This is a genomic window from Methylobacter sp. (genome assembly GCF_004322395.1).
Lineage (GTDB): Bacteria > Pseudomonadota > Gammaproteobacteria > Methylococcales > Methylomonadaceae > Methylobacter_A.
This window is the reverse complement of sequence record NZ_SCTW01000001.1, coordinates 20,901-37,764: the sequence shown is the minus strand read 5'-3', so window position 1 is coordinate 37,764 and position 16,864 is coordinate 20,901. Positions and strand designations below refer to the sequence as shown.

Sequence of the window (16,864 nt, the reverse complement as noted above, 5' to 3'; positions counted from 1 at the left end):
TTCCGATAACCAACCTTCGACAGGCTCAGGACGAACGGTGATCGTGATACCGTTCGTGGCGAGCCCCATTCGGCAAGCTCATGACAGGCTTCGGCTTCGTTCAGGAAAGCCCTGTCGAACCACAGATGCTATTTGCTAATGGGAACACGGCCGGCATTTTGAAATGATGACAATTTGATTAAATGTACCCTTTGTTATACAGCTGTAACATTAATCTATTAAAGTTAACAAAATTCCTGATGAGCTAGAACCGTCAGCTAAACGAAGACAGCGCATACCGGTGGGAGATCAAGTTGTACCGCTTGTCTGTCCTTCGACTACCCTGTGGTGAAACTTGCCGAAGGACTGCGCAAAGGCTTCTTAACCATTCAACTTACAATCTGAATCGAAACCATGTCAGAACAAGGATTTACCGAAAACGAAAAAAAACATATCGTTTCCATGCGATTGAATAATGATGACCGCCTTGCGATCCAGTCGATGGCGTCCCGTCTTTTTGTACGAGAATCCGAACTTTATCGCTTCGCTGTTAATACTCTTTTAAACCGCATGCACAAGCTACATGACTTGGATTGTACTGGCACCGATTTACTACCTTTGTTTATTGAATTCAGGGAAGAATTGAATCAGAACCTGGGCTTGAAAAAACAACAGCTGTTTAATATTGTCAACAACGGCATTTCGCACCCTGAAAAATTTGTTGCCATGTCCGACATAGAATTGCTGCTGCTTCCCCAGCATTTGGTGCGCCAACGCTTATTGCAGATACAGAATGCGGTTGCGTTTAAACAGTATGATATCAACGCCTGGCTTGAGAGTTATTTTGTAGAAAAATACGGACTAGCTAAAAACATCAATGAAGATATTGAGACAGATGAAGCCAAAGGGTAGATAGCCCAACTACTAGTCAGCCCGAATCCGATTCGACATTTAAAATAGTTCAGTGAACACACGTCCTGAGCGGCCATAAGCTCCACACAAGTATGACTACTCCTTGTCCAGCAGGCTCTGCCATTAATTTAAGCCGAAAAATAGTTATGCTTGAATGTTGTGGGCGCGAATTTATTCGCGCGGCAAATTAAAAAACGCGAATAAATCGCACCCACATAAAAAACATTTTGCTGCCGTACCCGTTCTCTCGGCAGCTGCTCCATGCAGTCATTCCGATTACAACACTTCCGCAAGCATGTGGGTTCGACAAGGCTCTGTTGAGTAAAGTCGAAGGGCTCGCCACGAACGGTATATTCAGCACTGCCACCGTTCGCCCTGAGCCTATAGAAAGGCAGTTGCCAGGAGTTTTACTCACCCTTCTAATTTGCAGCAAGTGTCTCGGTAGGCAGGCAAGCGGCGCATTTAACTTGAAACAGCTCGCCGCTGTGCCGGTGGCGTAACGGCCTCGATAAGCCGTCTTGTTGATTCATTTCATGATACAGCTGGTTTTCGCTGGCGATCACTTCCCGCTCGTGTTCGAAAGGATACAGGGTTTGCTTCATGCCACCGCTATCGATAAAGTGCTGGCTGTCTATCAGCATCAGTTTTGCATGCAGGAGCTCGTGCAATAAAGCATCGGCTGGAGAAATATTGCAGGCCGGATTGGCATGGCAATCGGCCTGATTCAACAGTTGCGCGCCGACCCGTGTGTCGAAAGAAATGACGACACTATCGACAGAGAACTCATTGCCCCAAGCCTGCGCCTGCCAGTTGTTGGCTTTGTACTTGAGCACCAGTTTTTTTCCTTGCAATTCCTCCAGCAAATCGATGACTTGCGGGTATTGGGCATAATACTGGGCAATGTCGGCAATATCGCTGCCAATATTGGCTGGGTCACCGGGTTCCGGCTGGTATGCAGCAGACAGGAAGTTTTTGATTTTTTCTTGCGCCTGTCCATCAATTTTTATAGAAGGTTTCTGCTTGGCATAGGACTCCAGAACCTGCTCTGCTGTCGGCAACCGTGTACGCCGCAAACTGATCACTTCTTCGCCATCATGCCCAACCTCTACCTTTGCTTGCATTGAATTAATCGGCATGGCAAGCTGGACTGTTACCGAGCTGGCCGCCGGCTGTTGTAACTCGGCCGCTGTCACCAGTCTTGAAGAAGCCATCAACCCCAAACAAAAGGTCAGGACTAAACCTATATTTTTACGGCGATTATTAAAATTGTGGCTGCTCTCCTGAGTCCGGATGTCTTCCTTCAGATAAATCCGATACTGATCGGCAATTGCCTGCAACTCGACAAACGCTTGGCCAGAGTTGTTACTTAAACCGCGCTGGCAAACCAGCGCCGCCTTGCCGTCTATAACGCAGGGATGGAGGTAATTTTGCCCAGGGTAGGCCAGATACCACCTGTTTAACGCTTTAACCAAATTCGGTATGTTGTCGATTCGGTTTGATGCTCCCCGATACGTTTGTTCTATAGTCAAGATTTCGTTCTTCATGGCCTATTGCCGTTCCTGTAGTTTTTATAGAAATATCCCTTTATTGAAAAAGGTGCAAAAGTTTAATCTTGGGTGTCTTGGGGCGTTTGCCCCATAAATCGCCGGCTCTGCTGATGGTTATTTAATTGCTCAATAATAGCTTAGCGTTTACTGTTCCCATATTGGTCTGTTCACGATTAACGCTAATCTGATTTACGGTAATTGCATGTTTTGTTTCCAACACGGCCAGCCAATAGGTCAATTTATCGAAAGCAATGTTTTCGAGCCACAAGGTAACTTTATCCGCACCATCGGGTATCATGCGCTTGATCGCGGTTTTGACTTCCAGCTGATTGCTGCTCTCATCAACCACGGCCATTAACGACTGCTCTTCTCCGCTATTAACGGTGTCCTGCTTGTTTTTGCGTAACGCGGCGACTTCCACACTAATCTTTTTTATGTGCCGGTACGTCTGCTGTTGCGCATTAATTTTTTGCTCCAGCTGAGTTTTTTCCACTGTTATCGGCGCGTAAATCAGCAAATATAAGCCATAAAACACAATAACGGCAACGCTACCGGCGGATAATAATTTCTCTCTAGGCGACAGCTCTGCCAGACGTTGCAGGATATCATTTTTCTCTAATTTCAAGGTGAGCCTCCACAGTATTTTGACCTGCTTCCGCAGACTGGACTTTAATTGACAACTCATTACTGCTTTCAAGCTGTTGCTTGAATTGCTCAATTTGGCTAATGTCCGGAGCGGTAAGTTGCAATTGCAAAATGTCATTCGCAAAATCCAGTTGTCGCAACTGAAAGCCGGGATTAGCGCTGAGCACTTCGCCAGACTGATACAACAGACGCATGAAGCGACTGCCATTTTCCGAGCTTTGCTTTTTTAATTCGGTTAATTGCTGATCGGCCTGAACTTTGATATTGACGACGCGTTTTACATCAGGAAAAGTTTGCTTAAACAGGGCTAGTGTCTGTGTTTCCAATGACGCCAGCTCTGATTTCTGTTTCCAATATCCGTTTAAAAATCCGCCGGTTTGTATCAGTGCAGCAAGTAGGATAACCCCAAGCGCAGGCGACCACTTTTTCCATTGCCAATCAGCCTTATTTTTTCGGCTGTACTGTCCGCTTAACAGGTTAAGTTCCCCGCCAAGCTTTACAGCTCCAGCCTGTAAAAGCTGCAAAGGCGAATCCAGCTCATGCTCAACCTTGATTATCGGTAACCCGAACAGCCATTGCTTTGACACACCGGCATCCCATACCTGCAACGATTGCAGGTGTGGATTTTCTTCGAGCAATTTGTCTACAAAAGCGGGCAAAACCTCAACATCGATACCGCCACCCAGCCATTGCCCACTGCGCAAAATAGCATTGTGCCGATCAATCAATATCGAGCAACTCTGATCCTGATAAGGCAGACACAAGGTTTCCGGATAAACGCTGTCAAGCTCGATGCCGACATCCTGAAAAGGCAACAGACAGGCTTGAAATTTGTCATGACTGATTGCAGCCACATAAACCTTATCCTTGGGATGCCGATGCCAGACCAGGTGATACGTTTCCACATCGTCGGCGAGCAGGTCATCAAGCGCAAAAGGCAGCGCCTTTTTAATCTGGCTGGCTGTTTTAACGGGCAGGTCCAATGCCAGCAACAATACATCCGAAGCCGGCAATATCAAGGTAACCGGCTTGTTTTTGGCACTATTGGCCAAATCCTGCAATGTTCCCTGTTGTGTTTCTGAGGGCGTTGCATCGTTTACCAATAACCATTGCACACACGCATCCTGTTGATTAATCAGTCTGGCTATGATCCGTTCAGCCATCGATTGAACTCCTGCGCATCCGCCTGACCACTGTAACCACGCCATCCTTATTGCGTTTTAACAGTGACCGGAAGGCCAATCCGTTTTTTCCCATGTCGATTTGTCCTGATAATAGAAAATGGTTGCTGGTCACGCCCAGGCTCGTCTTGTTGACGCTAATGCCTGCCATGGCTTCGTCCTTTAAAAAGTCTTCCACTTTTTCAAATGGCTTGCCACTGGCCCTGAATATGGATTCCGCCTGATCTTTTTTTATGTCACCCACCATAGCGCGCAAGACTACCGCGCTGGCTGTATTGACATTGAGCGGTTCGTAGCTTTCGGCCACATAAATATAGGGCAGCAATTTTTCGTAATCTTTCAGTGTAAAGCCTTGCACGCGCAATAATTCGCTAACGTCGGAAAACAGGCTGTTGGCGCTACGATATGGCTGCGGCGATTTGGTATAGGTTTCATCTTCCGCACCGTGGGGATACCGTATATCCATGTCGGCATCTATCCAATCCAGCATGGCATCAACCAACTCGGGTTTTATGTCGAGATTGCTGAATAAGCGTTTCAAGCGCTGTACATCGTCATCGCTGGCTGCGCCATCGACCAGCAGATTGTTCAAGTTGATCCGGCCTTGCAATTCAGTGATGTCTGCATCAAAGCTCCCTTCCGGTATTGGCGTAGACAGCGGCTTGCTCCAAAGATCGGTTAACGCATCGTTTTTATTGTCGGCAAAATCATCTCGAAGCCGGCCTTCTGCCCAAGCTTCAAGCCCATACACATATTCCCAGGCCTGGATTGCACGCAGCTGGTTTTCGGTTCTGCGTATATCCATCTGCCGATTACTTGACATCGATACCAACGCCACAGTAACAACAGCAAGCACCAGCATGACCGTAATCAGTGCAATGCCGCGTTCGGAGGTTGGCTGTCTGTATCCGGTTGAGGTCATTAACGTATTAAAAACGAACGCTGAATGCTGCCCAAGCCGGCCAGGTTAAAACTGATTTCAATCGCATGCGGTATGCCGCCACTACTGCCGTTAAATGGCAGCCAGGTTTGCGTTGTTTGACTGTAGAACTTAACAGCCACCTGCTCTGCATTCATGAGTTTTCTGCGCCGGTACTGTGTCTGCTGGGTTCTGTCCGGCAAGGTCCAGACCTGTCGATACAAAGCGCCATCTTCAAAGCGATAACTGACTCTTTGCAAGCTATTGGCCGCTGCATAACTAGACCATGTCGGCACACGGCGGGTAAAAACCAGAAGTTCACTGCCGCGGCCTCCACTGAAAGCGGGTTCGGCACCGCCAAGTTCATCCCTGATCGGCCTGTTGATTACCTGGCTCAAATCTTCATTAAGCAGATACAATGTAGTCTGCAATTGCGCCATCTGTTCAGACCGGGGCTCTGTAGCAGCACGCGCATCCAATACCGCAGCCAGACCTGCATAAGCCATCATCGACATTATTGCAAAGATGGCTAGTGCTATCAGTATTTCCAGCAACGTAAAGCCTTGCTGTTTAGCTGAAATTTTCATCAGCTTTTGATTACATCGCTAATTAAACTGAAATAAGGCGCTTTGTCGCCCTCCAGAAATACCTCAATGCGGTAACGCCATACGCCTGCAATAACATTTGTATTTCTCTTTATCTGCCAGTACCAGCGCCGCCCTGCCATTTGATCCCAGCCATCCTGGCTTTCCGGTTTTTCTTTATCCAGTCGCAATTGCACGGCATGATTGCTGGCTATGATTGAAGCAATGGTCTTGTTTTCCAGATACCACAAATTTTTGATGTTTTCTGCCGTAATCTTGATTGCGCTAACCATCAAGATTGCCAATATTGCCAGCGCAATCAGCACTTCCAACAAGGTAAATCCGTTTGCCCGGTGGGTACGACAGCTCATGTTCATAGCTTGTCTTCGTTACTAATAACCAGCCCGTTTTCTTGCGTATTACTAACCACAAAAATGCTATCGCCATTCTTTACAGTCATTCTGACTTGAAACAACTCCATATCGCCATCCGGGGTCAAAATAATCTGTGGTTGCGGATCGACAGCATGGATTGGCTCACGCTTTAAGTCGACAGTTTTCTGTTCCATTACCAGCGCCAGCTGCATTTGATGCATTAACGCACGCGGCTTGAACACCATATCGGTTGTTTCCGGATGCCATTTCTGATTTTGCACAACGGCAAAGCGATAACCCTGGCTAAATAGTTCCAAACCAATGATATCGCCTCGGGCGATGGCTTCCTGAGAAGCTAGTTCCAGCAGCTTAACCAGTCTTTCCGCTTCGAGCTTCTGCTGGTCACGCGGATCGGCTGTGCCCATTGATAACATGGCCATACCGGTTATCAGGCCCATCAAAACTATGACGATAAGCAATTCTATTAGGGTAAAGCCTTTACTTGTGTTCATGCTTTACCCGTGCTGAGTTTTATTTCTGTATCCAGTTGGTAATGTCTGCGCCCGCATCGGTACCGCCTTCAATACCATCGGCCCCGTAAGAATACAGGTCAAACTCTCCATGAATGCCGGGTTTAAGATAATAGTAAGGCTTTCCCCAGGCGTCTACAGGTAATTGGTCGAGATAACCGCCCTGTTTCCAGTGAGTGCCTTGCGGCAAACCGGCCGGTTTGGTCACCAGTGCTTCCAATCCCTGTTCTGTTGTTGGATAGCTGTAGTTGTCGAGACGGTATAAATCAAGCGCCGCAGTAATCGCTCTAATATCTTGCAGAGTACGGGTTGCCCTGGCTTCATCGGGCCTGCCCATAATTTTTGGCACAATAATAGAAGCCAGAATTCCAAGAATAACAACAACAATCATGACTTCGATCAGTGTAAAGCCGTGGGATTTTTTATCAGACATGTGTATATAAAAGTATCGGATTAAAAGTAAGCCCGTGCAGTTGCCGGGAATTAACTGATAAGAGTAGAAAGCAAAAATGACATTATTATTACAGCGCTATAATTTGTTAGCGCTATCGAACGAGCTGGTTCATTTCAAAAATCGGCAACAGTATCGCCAACACGATGGCTAGTACTACCAATCCCATAAACAGGATGAGTGCCGGCTCAAACAGTCCCAATGTCATTTCGGTTAGCGCCTGAATATCGCGTTCCTGATCATCAGCCGCACTGGCCAGCATTTTAGGCAGCTGCCCACTGGCCTCGCCGCTCGCCACTAAATGAATAGTTACCGGCGGAAACAATCCGCTTGCTTCCATCGCTTTGTTTAAGCTCTGCCCCTCCCTGACTTTGACTGCCGCATTTTCAACCGCTTTCTGCATAGCATTATTGGTCAACACTTGGCTTGAGATCTTTAAAGCTTGCAACAGCTCAACACCGCTGTTGGTAAGAATCGCTAATGTCCGGGTAAAACGAGCCGTATTCATGCCTTTAGCAAAGCGGGCAATAAATGGCGTATTCAGCAACAAATAATGAAAGCGCATGCGTGGTTCGGGTAATCGCAATATGGCATTGGCGCCAATGAACAGGACGATAACAGCACCCAATAACACCAAACCGTAATGCTTGAAAAAATCGCTACAGGCAATGAGCACTTTAGTGATGTCAGGCAACTCCCCGCCCATTTTATCGAATACGCTGGTGATTTCCGGTACTACATAGGCAAGCAAGCCAATCACCACCAATAATGAAACCGAGGTCAGCATGATGGGATAAATCATTGCCATCTGCAATTTGCTGTGTAACTGGCCTTTCTCGCCAAGATAATCGGCTAGCCTTTGCAATACCTGATCTAACTTGCCTGACGACTCCCCCGCTTCAACCGTGGCTCGATATAGCGGAGGAAATGTACTGGGAAATGCACTGCAAGCCTGTGCCAGACTTTGCCCTTCCATGATCCTGCTTCTGACGCCAAGCAGAATTCGTTTGGCTCTTGCTGAATCAAGCTGTTTCGCGGTAATCCCCAGCGCTTCATCGATGGACAACCCGGAACTAAGCAGTGCCGCGAGCTGGCGGGTAATATGTGCTAAATGACGCATGCTGATACGCTGAGCAATCAACGGTCCTTTGCGGCTATGTTCCTTTTTATGGACCTCATCAATTTCCAGCAAGGTCAGTTCCTTGCTTTTTAATTGCTGCCTCGCTAATTTAACAGTATCGCTCTCGATGGTGCCCTTGACAGTTTGGCCTTTAGCGTTGATTGCCCGATATTCGAACGCTGCCATGTCCGATTAATCCTTTTGGGTAATACGAATGGCTTCATCCAAACTGGTATCGCCATTGAGGACTTTCTCCAACGCACTGTGCTGAATGCTGCGGGAATATAAGCGCGCTTGTTGCTCCAAGGCTTGATCGCCTGCACACTCATGAATCAAGCTGCGCATCGAAGCATCGATGGGTATGATTTCAAAAATCCCGGCACGGCCTTTAAATCCTCTTTGCCCGCAATGGGAGCAGCCTTGTGCTTGATAAACGGTCACCGTGTCCCGGTCATCGGATACATAGCCGAGCTTTTCCAGATCATGAACCGGCACGGTTACCGCCAATTTGCACATTGGACACAGCTTGCGTAAGAGTCGTTGCGCTACTACGCCAACAAGACTCGATGCGAGTAAAAACGGCTCTACGCCCATATCGCGCAATCGGGTAATGGCGCCTACTGCGGTATTGGTATGCAAGGTCGACAGCACCAGATGGCCGGTCAAACTGGCTTGCACCGCAATTTCTGCTGTTTCTCTATCGCGTATTTCTCCGACCATAACAATATCGGGATCCTGCCGCAGAATGGCCCGAAGTCCTTTTGCAAAAGTCATTTCAACTTTACTGTTGACCTGGGTTTGGCCAATACCGTCCAGATAAAACTCGATGGGATCTTCTACCGTCAGGATATTACGACTGCGTTCGTTAAGCTGATTGACAATGGCGTACAAACTGGTGGTTTTACCTGAACCGGTAGGTCCTGTAACCAGGATAATGCCATGCGGACGTACTATCATGTCTTGAATACTGTCCAGCTCATGATCGGCCATGCCTATCTGCCTTAAAGTGAGCTGGTTTGCCTGTTTGTCGAGCAGCCTTAATACCACGCGCTCACCATGTCCGGAAGGCAACGTCGATACCCGGACATCGACGGTGCGCCCTCCGATATTCAAGGATATGCGGCCGTCCTGCGGCAGTCTTTTTTCGGCGATGTCTAGCTTGGCCATGACTTTTAGCCTGGAAATCACCATCGGCGCAAATTCGCGCTGCGGCTCGATAATCTCCCGCAAAGTGCCGTCAACCCGGAAACGGACTACCATACGTTTTTCGTAGGATTCGATATGAATATCCGAAGCGTTTTCTTTGATGGCTTCAGTCAGCAGCGCGTTGATCAGTCGAATAATCGGTGCTTCGTCTGCGCTCTCCAGCAGATCTTCCGGTTTCGGCAAATGCTGGGCCATGTCTGAAAGATCAAGGTTTTCATGCATGTCATTGACCATTTGCTGAGCATGACCGGCCTTTTGCTCATAAACAGATTGCAGCAGGCTTTCAAAACCCTCTTCCGAAACCTGTTCAAATACAGACGATTTATCCACAAAGCGACGCATTTCCAGCAAGGCGCTAAGCGGTGTTTTTTGCAAGTATGCGATGCAGACCTGATTCTCTGTATTGTTTTTTATAACAACACCATGACGCTTGGCAAAACCGTATGAAGGCATTTTGCCTGTCATCACAGTTTCACTGTTTGCGGATTCCGTATCATTCGTCATTATTGCCCGCTCCGCCAATGGTGGCCGGAGTTGCCGAACCGGTTCCAGGCAAGCTGTCAATTAACGGCAGTTTTTGATCAGGCATCAATAACACGCCGTCCTTGTTAAACTCCTGTTGCTTATCACGCATGTAATTGTATTTGTCATGAGTCAACACTGCGGATTTAGATGTGTCCCGGAGAATCTGCGGGCGCAAAAACACCATTAAATTGGTTTTCTGAATATTAGTTTGACTACTTTGAAAAAGATAACCCAATAAAGGTAGATCTCCCAGTATGGGTATTTTATCGACGCTTTCTTTAACATCGTCTTTGATCAGCCCACCCAAAACCAGAGTTTTTCCATCATCGACCATCACTGAAGTTACAATTTCGCGTTTGTCAAAAGTTTGCCCACCGCTGCCGGGAGCCAGACTAGATACTTCCTGGGTCACTTTTAGATTTATCGCATTACCTTCGTTAATTTGCGGTAAGACTCTAAGTTTGATACCAATATCTTGTCGTTGAATGGTTTGAAAAGGACTGTTTAGACTGCCACCGGTTCCGGCATTGGTGGAGAATTGTCCTGTCGTCAATGGAATATTTTGTCCGACGATAATGCTGGCCTCTTCGTTGTCCAGCGTAATAAGGGAAGGTGTTGAAAGAACATTGATATTGGAATCATTAGCAAAAGCACTCAACAGCGCACGCAACTCACCGCCGACAAAATAACCCACACTCAAACCCTTCCCTATATTGGAGGCAAAAGTTGCAAGATCGGAAGTGCTACCGCTAGTAATCGGCAATCTTGACGTTGCATACACACCATCCGTGACTTTTTTGGTTTGCCATTCAACACCTATTTCCTGAGCCTTGCCATAACCGACTTCGACAATAATTGCTTCGATGTGGACTTGCGCACGACGCACATCCAGCTGCCTGACCACCGATTTGAGCGTCCGCATCAGATCGTGCGGCGCAGTAATAATCAGCGCATTGGAAGCTTCATCGGCACGAATATCGAAATCCTTTTGAGTACTAGCAGTGGTTTTAGCTTTATCCGCGTTTTCGTCCTTGAGTGAACCAACACCGGTCAAGGTTTCCACCAGCTCTTTAGCCAATGCATAGCGCATGTAAATCACTTCGGTGTTACCGTCTTTTTCTATCGGTGTATCGAGATTGGCAATCAAGGCCCGTATTTGTAAACGAAGGTCGGTACCACCGCCGACGATAATGGAGTTGGAACGCTCATCAGCGACCAGAGGCGGCGCAGGCGAAGCGGTTTTTCCGGCGTTATTGCCGGCAATCAGAGTATTAAGCGGCTGAATCAGGTCCGCCGCATTGGCATGGCGCAGATTGATAATTTCAATTTGTTGCGCATCTCTTTTGTCTATTTGTTTGATCATCATTGCCAACCGATTCACATTAGCGGCAGTATCGGAAAGAATGATGGTGTTGCTTTCTGGAACCGCCGCCATAAAAGCATATTGCGGCATCAGAGGCATCAGGGTTTGTACCACCTGATTGGCATCAAGATGGCGCACCTGCACGGTGCGGGTCAGCTGTTCATCGCCGTTTTGCGAACTTGAGCGTAATTCGCTCTCTTCGCCATCCTGTTTGGCCGTGATATTGGGAATAATTTTGACGATGTTGCCGTTGGGCACCGCCGCATAGCCGTGTACCTTAAGTATCGACAAAAACACGTCATAAACCTGCGATGCTTTCATCGGGGTTGAGGTAACAACGGAGATATTGCCGGTTATTCTGGGATCGACGATAAAGTTTTTACCGGTAACGTCGGCAACCGTTTCAATCAGGGCGTGAATATCGACATCTTTAAGATTAAGTGAAAACTCGTCTTTCTCTGCCGCCGAAACAGCACAAAAAACCATCAACCCTAGGCCGATTAGCAAACCAATGCGCATAAATTTATATATAAAGAAAATTAATTAGTTTTGAACAGCAATCCGGTTTTCTTCCTGTCCATGGAAAGGGATTCGCGTTGATTGTTGCGCAGCAGTATCACCTGTTCTGTCGCTATCGATTGCAAAGTGGCGCCACCCGGTAACTCATCATCCGGGCGGTATTTTTTTTGTATATGATCATCTGTCTCGATAATCGCGTAGCTGTTTCTTTTTTGCTCTGGCAGAAAAAAAACACCCAACAATTTGAGCTGCAATTGCGTTTCTTGGGGTGTGCCCTGCTGCTCACTATTTTGAGCGGATATAACTGCAGATTGTCCGAACAAATGCCAGTCTTTGATAACCAGAAAATCCATTTGTTTTGTTTCGGTTTTTTCTTGATCCAACTGCTCTGATTCAACTGTTAGAACAGCCAATTGCTCAGGGTTATCGAAAGCCAGAATCGTTGAAATAGCTACATAAAGCAAATAGGCTAGCGCAGGAATCAGGACGAGATGAGGCATGGATGTGTTTTGCAGAATAGCGTATTTGAACACGTCTGAACGTAACTCTAGTGAACATGAATTTTTGTGATGCATTTATGATATGACATGAATATGACTGTTGTATGACGTAAACGCTCTAATCGAATAGTCTGCGTTATAAGTCTTAGGAAATTCGGCACAAGCGGCGCCTGAGTATGGCTTAATAACCAAGCATAAAATATCGAAATAAGCCGCAGAACTATTCTGTAAAAAAATAAAAACACCTTGCAAACCAATCATCATTCTAATTCCAGCGTGTTTTATTATTCCTGTAACAATAATCACTGATAATTTACTACACCAAGGTTACAGCTTATTTAATATCAAATACTGAATACCATGAAATAACTAGGAATGAGGCTTATGAAAAAGTTATCGATGCAGGCATATTTAGCTAAAAATAACGAAAACCCTACAGTAATGACTTTGCTGAAATTCATTCCGCCTGTTGAGGACTGCATGCTATGCCTGACAGTACTTGAGTTATTCCAGGAAAATTCAGACATATTTGCACTTCCGGTAGTCAATAGCGGCAACATCCCTTTAGGTATTGTTGATCGCAAAGCTTTTATCGAAAATTTCATTAAGCCCTTTTCCAAGGAAATTTTCGGAAAAAAGAAAATTTCGGACACTCATTTCATGAATAAGTCTTCTATTATCGTCGACAAAGGAGCCGCCATCGATGATGTTGCAAGGATCATTATTGACGCAGGTATGCAGCATATGGTGAGCGGATTCATTGCCACCGATAACGAACAATACATTGGGGTTGCGAATGGCCTTGACCTATTGAATGAGATTACACAGCGCAAGCAAGCCAATCTTTTTTACCTAGCTCACTATGATCAACTAACTAAGCTACCCAACCGTCTGCTCTTCCTAGATAGGTTGGATATGGCTATTGCTGAATCCCATCGTCAAAAAACACAAGTAGGACTGCTATTCGTCGACCTGGATAACTTTAAGCATTTTAACGACTCGATGGGACACGGGTTCGGGGATAAGGTTCTAATGGCGGTAGCTGCGCGTTTGACCAGTTGCTCGAGGGAAAGTGACACGGTCGCTCGCTTGTCAGGCGATGAATTCACGATCATGCAGGAGAAAACGAATTGCCAAGACGATATGAATATCTTATGTGATCGCATATTGGAATCGATGAAGCAGCCTTTTCAGATCATGGGCCGCGAAGTATTCATCACAGCCAGCATAGGCACTGCAATATGTCCCAATGACGACAGCGAATCAACCGGCCTGCTGGCGAAAGCAGATGCCGCAATGTATGAAGCCAAGCGCAGTGGTCGTAATACTTATCGACATTACGTTCCTGGCATGAATTTATATTCGCTCGACCGCATGACTCTTGAAACCGACTTGCGCATGGCCTTGGAACGCAATGAATTCGAGTTGTTTTACCAGCCCCAAGTGGAGCTCTCCACCGGAAAAATAGTCGGCAACGAAGCATTGGTAAGGTGGCGGCATCCGAAACGTGGACTGCTTTCCCCGATTCATTTCATTGAAATCACCGAAGAAACCGGGCTAATTGTTCCTATCGGCAAATGGGTACTTGAACAAGCGTGCCGACAGCACATGATCTGGATAGAAAATGGTTTAGAACCAATGCCCGTATCGGTTAACATTTCCGCGATGCAATTTTACCAAACCGAATTTTGCGAGATGGTGCGCTCCATTATAATCGATAGCGGCATGCAACCAATTTATCTTGAACTCGAACTTACCGAAAGCCTGTTCATGTATGATGTGGATATCGTCCTTAAAACGTTGGATGAATTGCATAAATTTGGCGTCAAACTAGCAATTGATGATTTTGGAACCGGTTATTCAAACCTTAGTTACCTAAAAAGATTTCCCATCGATAGATTAAAAATCGACCAATCCTTCATCCGTCACTTAGAGCGAGAACCCGTAAATATCGATATTGTCCGGGCCATTGCAGCTTTGGGAAAAAGCATGTCGCTGGAATTGGTTGCAGAAGGGGTTGAAACTGATAGCGAGCTGGCCATGGTACAGTCCAGCGGTTGCGGATCTGTCCAAGGCTACCTATATTCAAAACCGCTGCCGGCAGATCAGCTTGAATCGTGGGTGAAAGAGAGAAACTTAAATTCAGTTTTTGAGATATAATTTAAGTTGCATTGGTGTCGCTGGAAGTAATCTTTAACACTATTAGACGTAGACGCTATACCAAGAGAATCAATTCATGAGCAAGAAGCCAAGTAAACAAGACTCGCTACAGGAGAACTCAGAAACTCGACTTGCCCATACACCGGCCATCGAAGCATCAATTCGCCCTGCCGATGAAATGCCGCATGAGTTCAATGTTCACCAAAGCGAACTGGAGGCGCGATATGAAGAATTGGGGCGCGCCCATCTCGCTCTGGAAGAATCGCGTGACCGCTACCTAAACCTCTATGAATTTGCTTCGGTTGGTTACCTCACTGTCACACGCGAAGGCCTGATCGCCGAAATCAATCTCACCGGCGCCACACTTCTCGGCGTGGAGCGGAATAAACTGATTAACCGCCGATTCGCTACATTGGTCGTGTCCAAAGACAGTGACCGCTGGCATCGCATATTTATGGGGGAGATGCAGCATGAAGAAGGGCATAATTTCGAACTGATGCTCCAACGCGGCGACAACTCAGTATTTCATGCCCAGCTTAACTGCTCATGGCGACTAACGGCCGGCTGCGCTCCAATAATCTGCATAACGCTTACCGACATCACCAAACGCAAATATGCTGAAGAAGAGCTACGTATAGCCGCTGTCGCTTTCCAATGTCAGGAAAGCATTTTAATCGCTGATGCCAACCAAGTAATCCTGCGGGTCAACCGCGCCTTTACCGAAACTACCGGTTATTCGCCCGAAGAAATAGTGGGCCAAAAGCTGCGCATACTTCATTCCGGGCACCATGACGACGCCTTTTATGCCGAAATGTGGGTGATCATCAACCGCACAGGAACATGGCAAGGCGAAGTATGGAATCGGCGCAAGAATGGAGAACTCTATCCCCAATGGTTAACCGTTACGGCGGTGAAAGCGGATGACGGGACGGTCACCCACTATGTCAGCACACATACTGATATCACAGTGCGCAAGGCGGCTGAGGCGGAGATCATGGACATGGCCTATAACGACCCGCTCACCCAACTGCCCAACCGCCGCATGCTGAGTGACCGGCTGAACCAAGCGCGCGTTTCCAGTCAACGTAGCGGGCAATACGGCGCGCTAATGTTTATGGACCTGAATAACTTCAAAGCGCTTAATGATACGCACGGTCACGATGTCGGCGACCTGCTGCTGATCGGTGTGGCGCATCGTCTTCTTGACACAGTGCGTGAACATGACACCGTGGCGCGACTAGGCGGCGACGAATTCGTGGTGTTATTGGAAAACTTGGGTAAGGAATCTAAAGAAGCGGCCGTCCAGGCCGAGTTGGTAGCCCAGAAGGTCCATGAAGCTATTGCCGGCGACTCCTATAACCTCAAAGATCACGTCTACTACTGCACGGCCAGCATTGGAGTCACATTGTTTCACAACCAAGACACGCCGGAAGATGAGCTATTCAAACAAGCCGATCTCGCCATGTATCAGGCCAAAGCACTCGATCGCAATCACTTGCGTTTTTTCGACCCCTCCATGCAAACCGCTTTGGACGAGCGTAGCGCACTGGATGCCGATCTGCGTCAAGCCAGTATGCGCGGAGAACTACAAGTCCACTACCAACCGCAGATAAACAGCTTGCGTCACGTTATCGGCGCCGAGGCTCTGTGTCGCTGGACTCATCCCAAACGCGGCCCGGTATCGCCATCAATATTTATCCCAATCGCCGAAGAAACCGGATTGATCATTCCTATCGGTCTGTGGATACTGGAAACCGTTTGCGCCCAACTGAAAGAGTGGGAAGCGGATTGGCGCACCCGCAACTTGCATATTGCCATCAATGTCAGTGCACGCCAGTTCCGCCAAACCGATTTCGTCGAGCGGATACGCGAAATAGTGGAACGAACGGCCATAAATCCGGCGCGCCTCAAAATCGAACTTACCGAAAGCCTGGTGTTGGAAAACGTCACCGACGCGATAAAAAAAATGCTGGCGCTCAAGGCGCTTTGTATCGGCTTTTCTATGGACGACTTTGGCACCGGTTATTCATCTCTGGCTTATATCACTCAACTCCCACTGGATCAGTTAAAGATCGATGAAAGTTTTGTACAAAATATTTTGACCAATCCCTCTGACAAAGTGATTGTGCAAACCATCATTAGCATGGCTCACACCATTGGACTAAACGTCATTGCCGAAGGCGTTGAAACTAAGCAACAAAGCGACTTTCTGGAACATAGCGGCTGTCTCGTTTACCAAGGTTATCTGTTCGGTAAGCCGATGCCAGTTGATGAGTTTCTGACGCATCTGCAGTGATGCGTTGCCGACTATCAGCCGTGCCATAAATTGCTGACGGGGTTATTTTAAAG

15 protein-coding genes are annotated in these 16,864 nt (G+C 47.2%); 3 read left to right on the top strand and 12 right to left on the bottom strand.

The features are described from left to right. Positions 1-393: 393 nt before the first annotated feature. Positions 394-891 (top strand): hypothetical protein, encoded by a 498-nt coding sequence (locus EPO18_RS00150; RefSeq protein ID WP_292428814.1) that lies wholly within the window; start codon positions 394-396, stop codon positions 889-891. Positions 892-1,310: 419 nt separating this feature from the next. On the opposite strand, the gene EPO18_RS00145 is transcribed toward EPO18_RS00150, so the two are convergent. The 12 genes from EPO18_RS00145 to EPO18_RS00090 form a co-directional block, all read right to left on the bottom strand. Beyond that, positions 1,311-2,435: a hypothetical protein gene (locus tag EPO18_RS00145; protein ID WP_292428812.1), complete on the bottom strand. Its 1,125-nt coding sequence runs from the start codon at positions 2,433-2,435 to the stop codon at positions 1,311-1,313. A 121-nt stretch (positions 2,436-2,556) separates the two neighbouring features. Continuing rightward, positions 2,557-3,063: a type II secretion system protein GspM gene (locus EPO18_RS00140; protein WP_292428810.1), complete on the bottom strand. Its 507-nt coding sequence runs from the start codon at positions 3,061-3,063 to the stop codon at positions 2,557-2,559. Beyond that, positions 3,044-4,246 (bottom strand): type II secretion system protein GspL, encoded by a 1,203-nt coding sequence (gspL, locus tag EPO18_RS00135; protein WP_292428807.1) that lies wholly within the window; start codon positions 4,244-4,246, stop codon positions 3,044-3,046. Before gspL ends, EPO18_RS00140 begins: the two co-directional genes overlap by 20 nt. Next, the gene (gspK, locus tag EPO18_RS00130; protein ID WP_292428804.1) at positions 4,239-5,186 is read right to left on the bottom strand and encodes a type II secretion system minor pseudopilin GspK; all 948 of its coding nucleotides are present in this window, start codon (positions 5,184-5,186) and stop codon (positions 4,239-4,241) included. Before gspK ends, gspL begins: the two co-directional genes overlap by 8 nt. Next, positions 5,186-5,770 (bottom strand): type II secretion system minor pseudopilin GspJ, encoded by a 585-nt coding sequence (gspJ, locus tag EPO18_RS00125; RefSeq protein ID WP_292428802.1) that lies wholly within the window; start codon positions 5,768-5,770, stop codon positions 5,186-5,188. The genes gspK and gspJ overlap by 1 nt, the downstream gene beginning before the upstream one ends. Next, positions 5,770-6,144 carry a type II secretion system minor pseudopilin GspI gene (gene gspI / locus EPO18_RS00120; protein ID WP_292428800.1) on the bottom strand — a complete coding sequence of 125 codons (375 nt, stop codon included), beginning with the start codon at positions 6,142-6,144 and terminating at the stop codon, positions 5,770-5,772. The genes gspJ and gspI overlap by 1 nt, the downstream gene beginning before the upstream one ends. After that, entirely contained in the window at positions 6,141-6,653 is a 513-nt protein-coding gene (gene gspH, locus EPO18_RS00115; protein ID WP_292428798.1) for a type II secretion system minor pseudopilin GspH, read from the bottom strand. The genes gspI and gspH overlap by 4 nt, the downstream gene beginning before the upstream one ends. A gap of 19 nt (positions 6,654-6,672) precedes the next feature. Then, positions 6,673-7,104, bottom strand: a complete 432-nt coding sequence (gspG, locus tag EPO18_RS00110; RefSeq protein ID WP_292428796.1) for a type II secretion system major pseudopilin GspG — start codon at positions 7,102-7,104, stop codon at positions 6,673-6,675. A 112-nt stretch (positions 7,105-7,216) separates the two neighbouring features. Beyond that, entirely contained in the window at positions 7,217-8,428 is a 1,212-nt protein-coding gene (gene gspF / locus EPO18_RS00105) for a type II secretion system inner membrane protein GspF (protein ID WP_292428793.1), read from the bottom strand. Between the two features lie 6 nt (positions 8,429-8,434). Further along, positions 8,435-9,952: a type II secretion system ATPase GspE gene (gene gspE / locus EPO18_RS00100; protein ID WP_292428791.1), complete on the bottom strand. Its 1,518-nt coding sequence runs from the start codon at positions 9,950-9,952 to the stop codon at positions 8,435-8,437. After that, positions 9,942-11,855: a type II secretion system secretin GspD gene (gene gspD / locus EPO18_RS00095; protein WP_292428789.1), complete on the bottom strand. Its 1,914-nt coding sequence runs from the start codon at positions 11,853-11,855 to the stop codon at positions 9,942-9,944. Before gspD ends, gspE begins: the two co-directional genes overlap by 11 nt. Positions 11,856-11,875: 20 nt before the next feature. Next, the gene (locus tag EPO18_RS00090) at positions 11,876-12,355 is read right to left on the bottom strand and encodes a type II secretion system protein N (protein ID WP_292428786.1); all 480 of its coding nucleotides are present in this window, start codon (positions 12,353-12,355) and stop codon (positions 11,876-11,878) included. Positions 12,356-12,739: 384 nt separating this feature from the next. Here EPO18_RS00090 and EPO18_RS00085 point away from each other — a divergent pair, with 384 nt between their 5' ends. Together EPO18_RS00085 and EPO18_RS00080 are read left to right on the top strand one after the other, a co-directional pair. After that, a complete protein-coding gene (locus EPO18_RS00085; protein WP_292428784.1) occupies positions 12,740-14,515 on the top strand; it encodes an EAL domain-containing protein in 1,776 nt (591 codons plus the stop codon). Between the two features lie 76 nt (positions 14,516-14,591). Next, positions 14,592-16,811, top strand: coding sequence for a putative bifunctional diguanylate cyclase/phosphodiesterase (locus tag EPO18_RS00080; RefSeq protein WP_292428782.1), 2,220 nt, complete (start codon positions 14,592-14,594; stop codon positions 16,809-16,811). Positions 16,812-16,864 lie beyond the last annotated feature (53 nt).

Excerpts from the sequence above, each read along its gene's own strand:
- EPO18_RS00145 (WP_292428812.1), bottom strand. The coding sequence starts at position 2,435 with ATGAAGAACGAAATCTTGACTATAGAACAAACGTATCGGGGAGCATCA.
- EPO18_RS00090 (WP_292428786.1), bottom strand. The coding sequence starts at position 12,355 with ATGCCTCATCTCGTCCTGATTCCTGCGCTAGCCTATTTGCTTTATGTA.
- EPO18_RS00085 (WP_292428784.1), top strand. The coding sequence starts at position 12,740 with ATGAAAAAGTTATCGATGCAGGCATATTTAGCTAAAAATAACGAAAAC.
- gspF (WP_292428793.1), bottom strand. The coding sequence starts at position 8,428 with ATGGCAGCGTTCGAATATCGGGCAATCAACGCTAAAGGCCAAACTGTC.
- EPO18_RS00080 (WP_292428782.1), top strand. The coding sequence starts at position 14,592 with ATGAGCAAGAAGCCAAGTAAACAAGACTCGCTACAGGAGAACTCAGAA.
- gspD (WP_292428789.1), bottom strand. The coding sequence starts at position 11,855 with ATGCGCATTGGTTTGCTAATCGGCCTAGGGTTGATGGTTTTTTGTGCT.
- gspI (WP_292428800.1), bottom strand. The coding sequence starts at position 6,144 with ATGAACATGAGCTGTCGTACCCACCGGGCAAACGGATTTACCTTGTTG.
- EPO18_RS00150 (WP_292428814.1), top strand. The coding sequence starts at position 394 with ATGTCAGAACAAGGATTTACCGAAAACGAAAAAAAACATATCGTTTCC.
- gspG (WP_292428796.1), bottom strand. The coding sequence starts at position 7,104 with ATGTCTGATAAAAAATCCCACGGCTTTACACTGATCGAAGTCATGATT.
- gspJ (WP_292428802.1), bottom strand. The coding sequence starts at position 5,770 with ATGAAAATTTCAGCTAAACAGCAAGGCTTTACGTTGCTGGAAATACTG.
- gspE (WP_292428791.1), bottom strand. The coding sequence starts at position 9,952 with ATGACGAATGATACGGAATCCGCAAACAGTGAAACTGTGATGACAGGC.
- gspL (WP_292428807.1), bottom strand. The coding sequence starts at position 4,246 with ATGGCTGAACGGATCATAGCCAGACTGATTAATCAACAGGATGCGTGT.
- gspH (WP_292428798.1), bottom strand. The coding sequence starts at position 6,653 with ATGAACACAAGTAAAGGCTTTACCCTAATAGAATTGCTTATCGTCATA.
- gspK (WP_292428804.1), bottom strand. The coding sequence starts at position 5,186 with ATGACCTCAACCGGATACAGACAGCCAACCTCCGAACGCGGCATTGCA.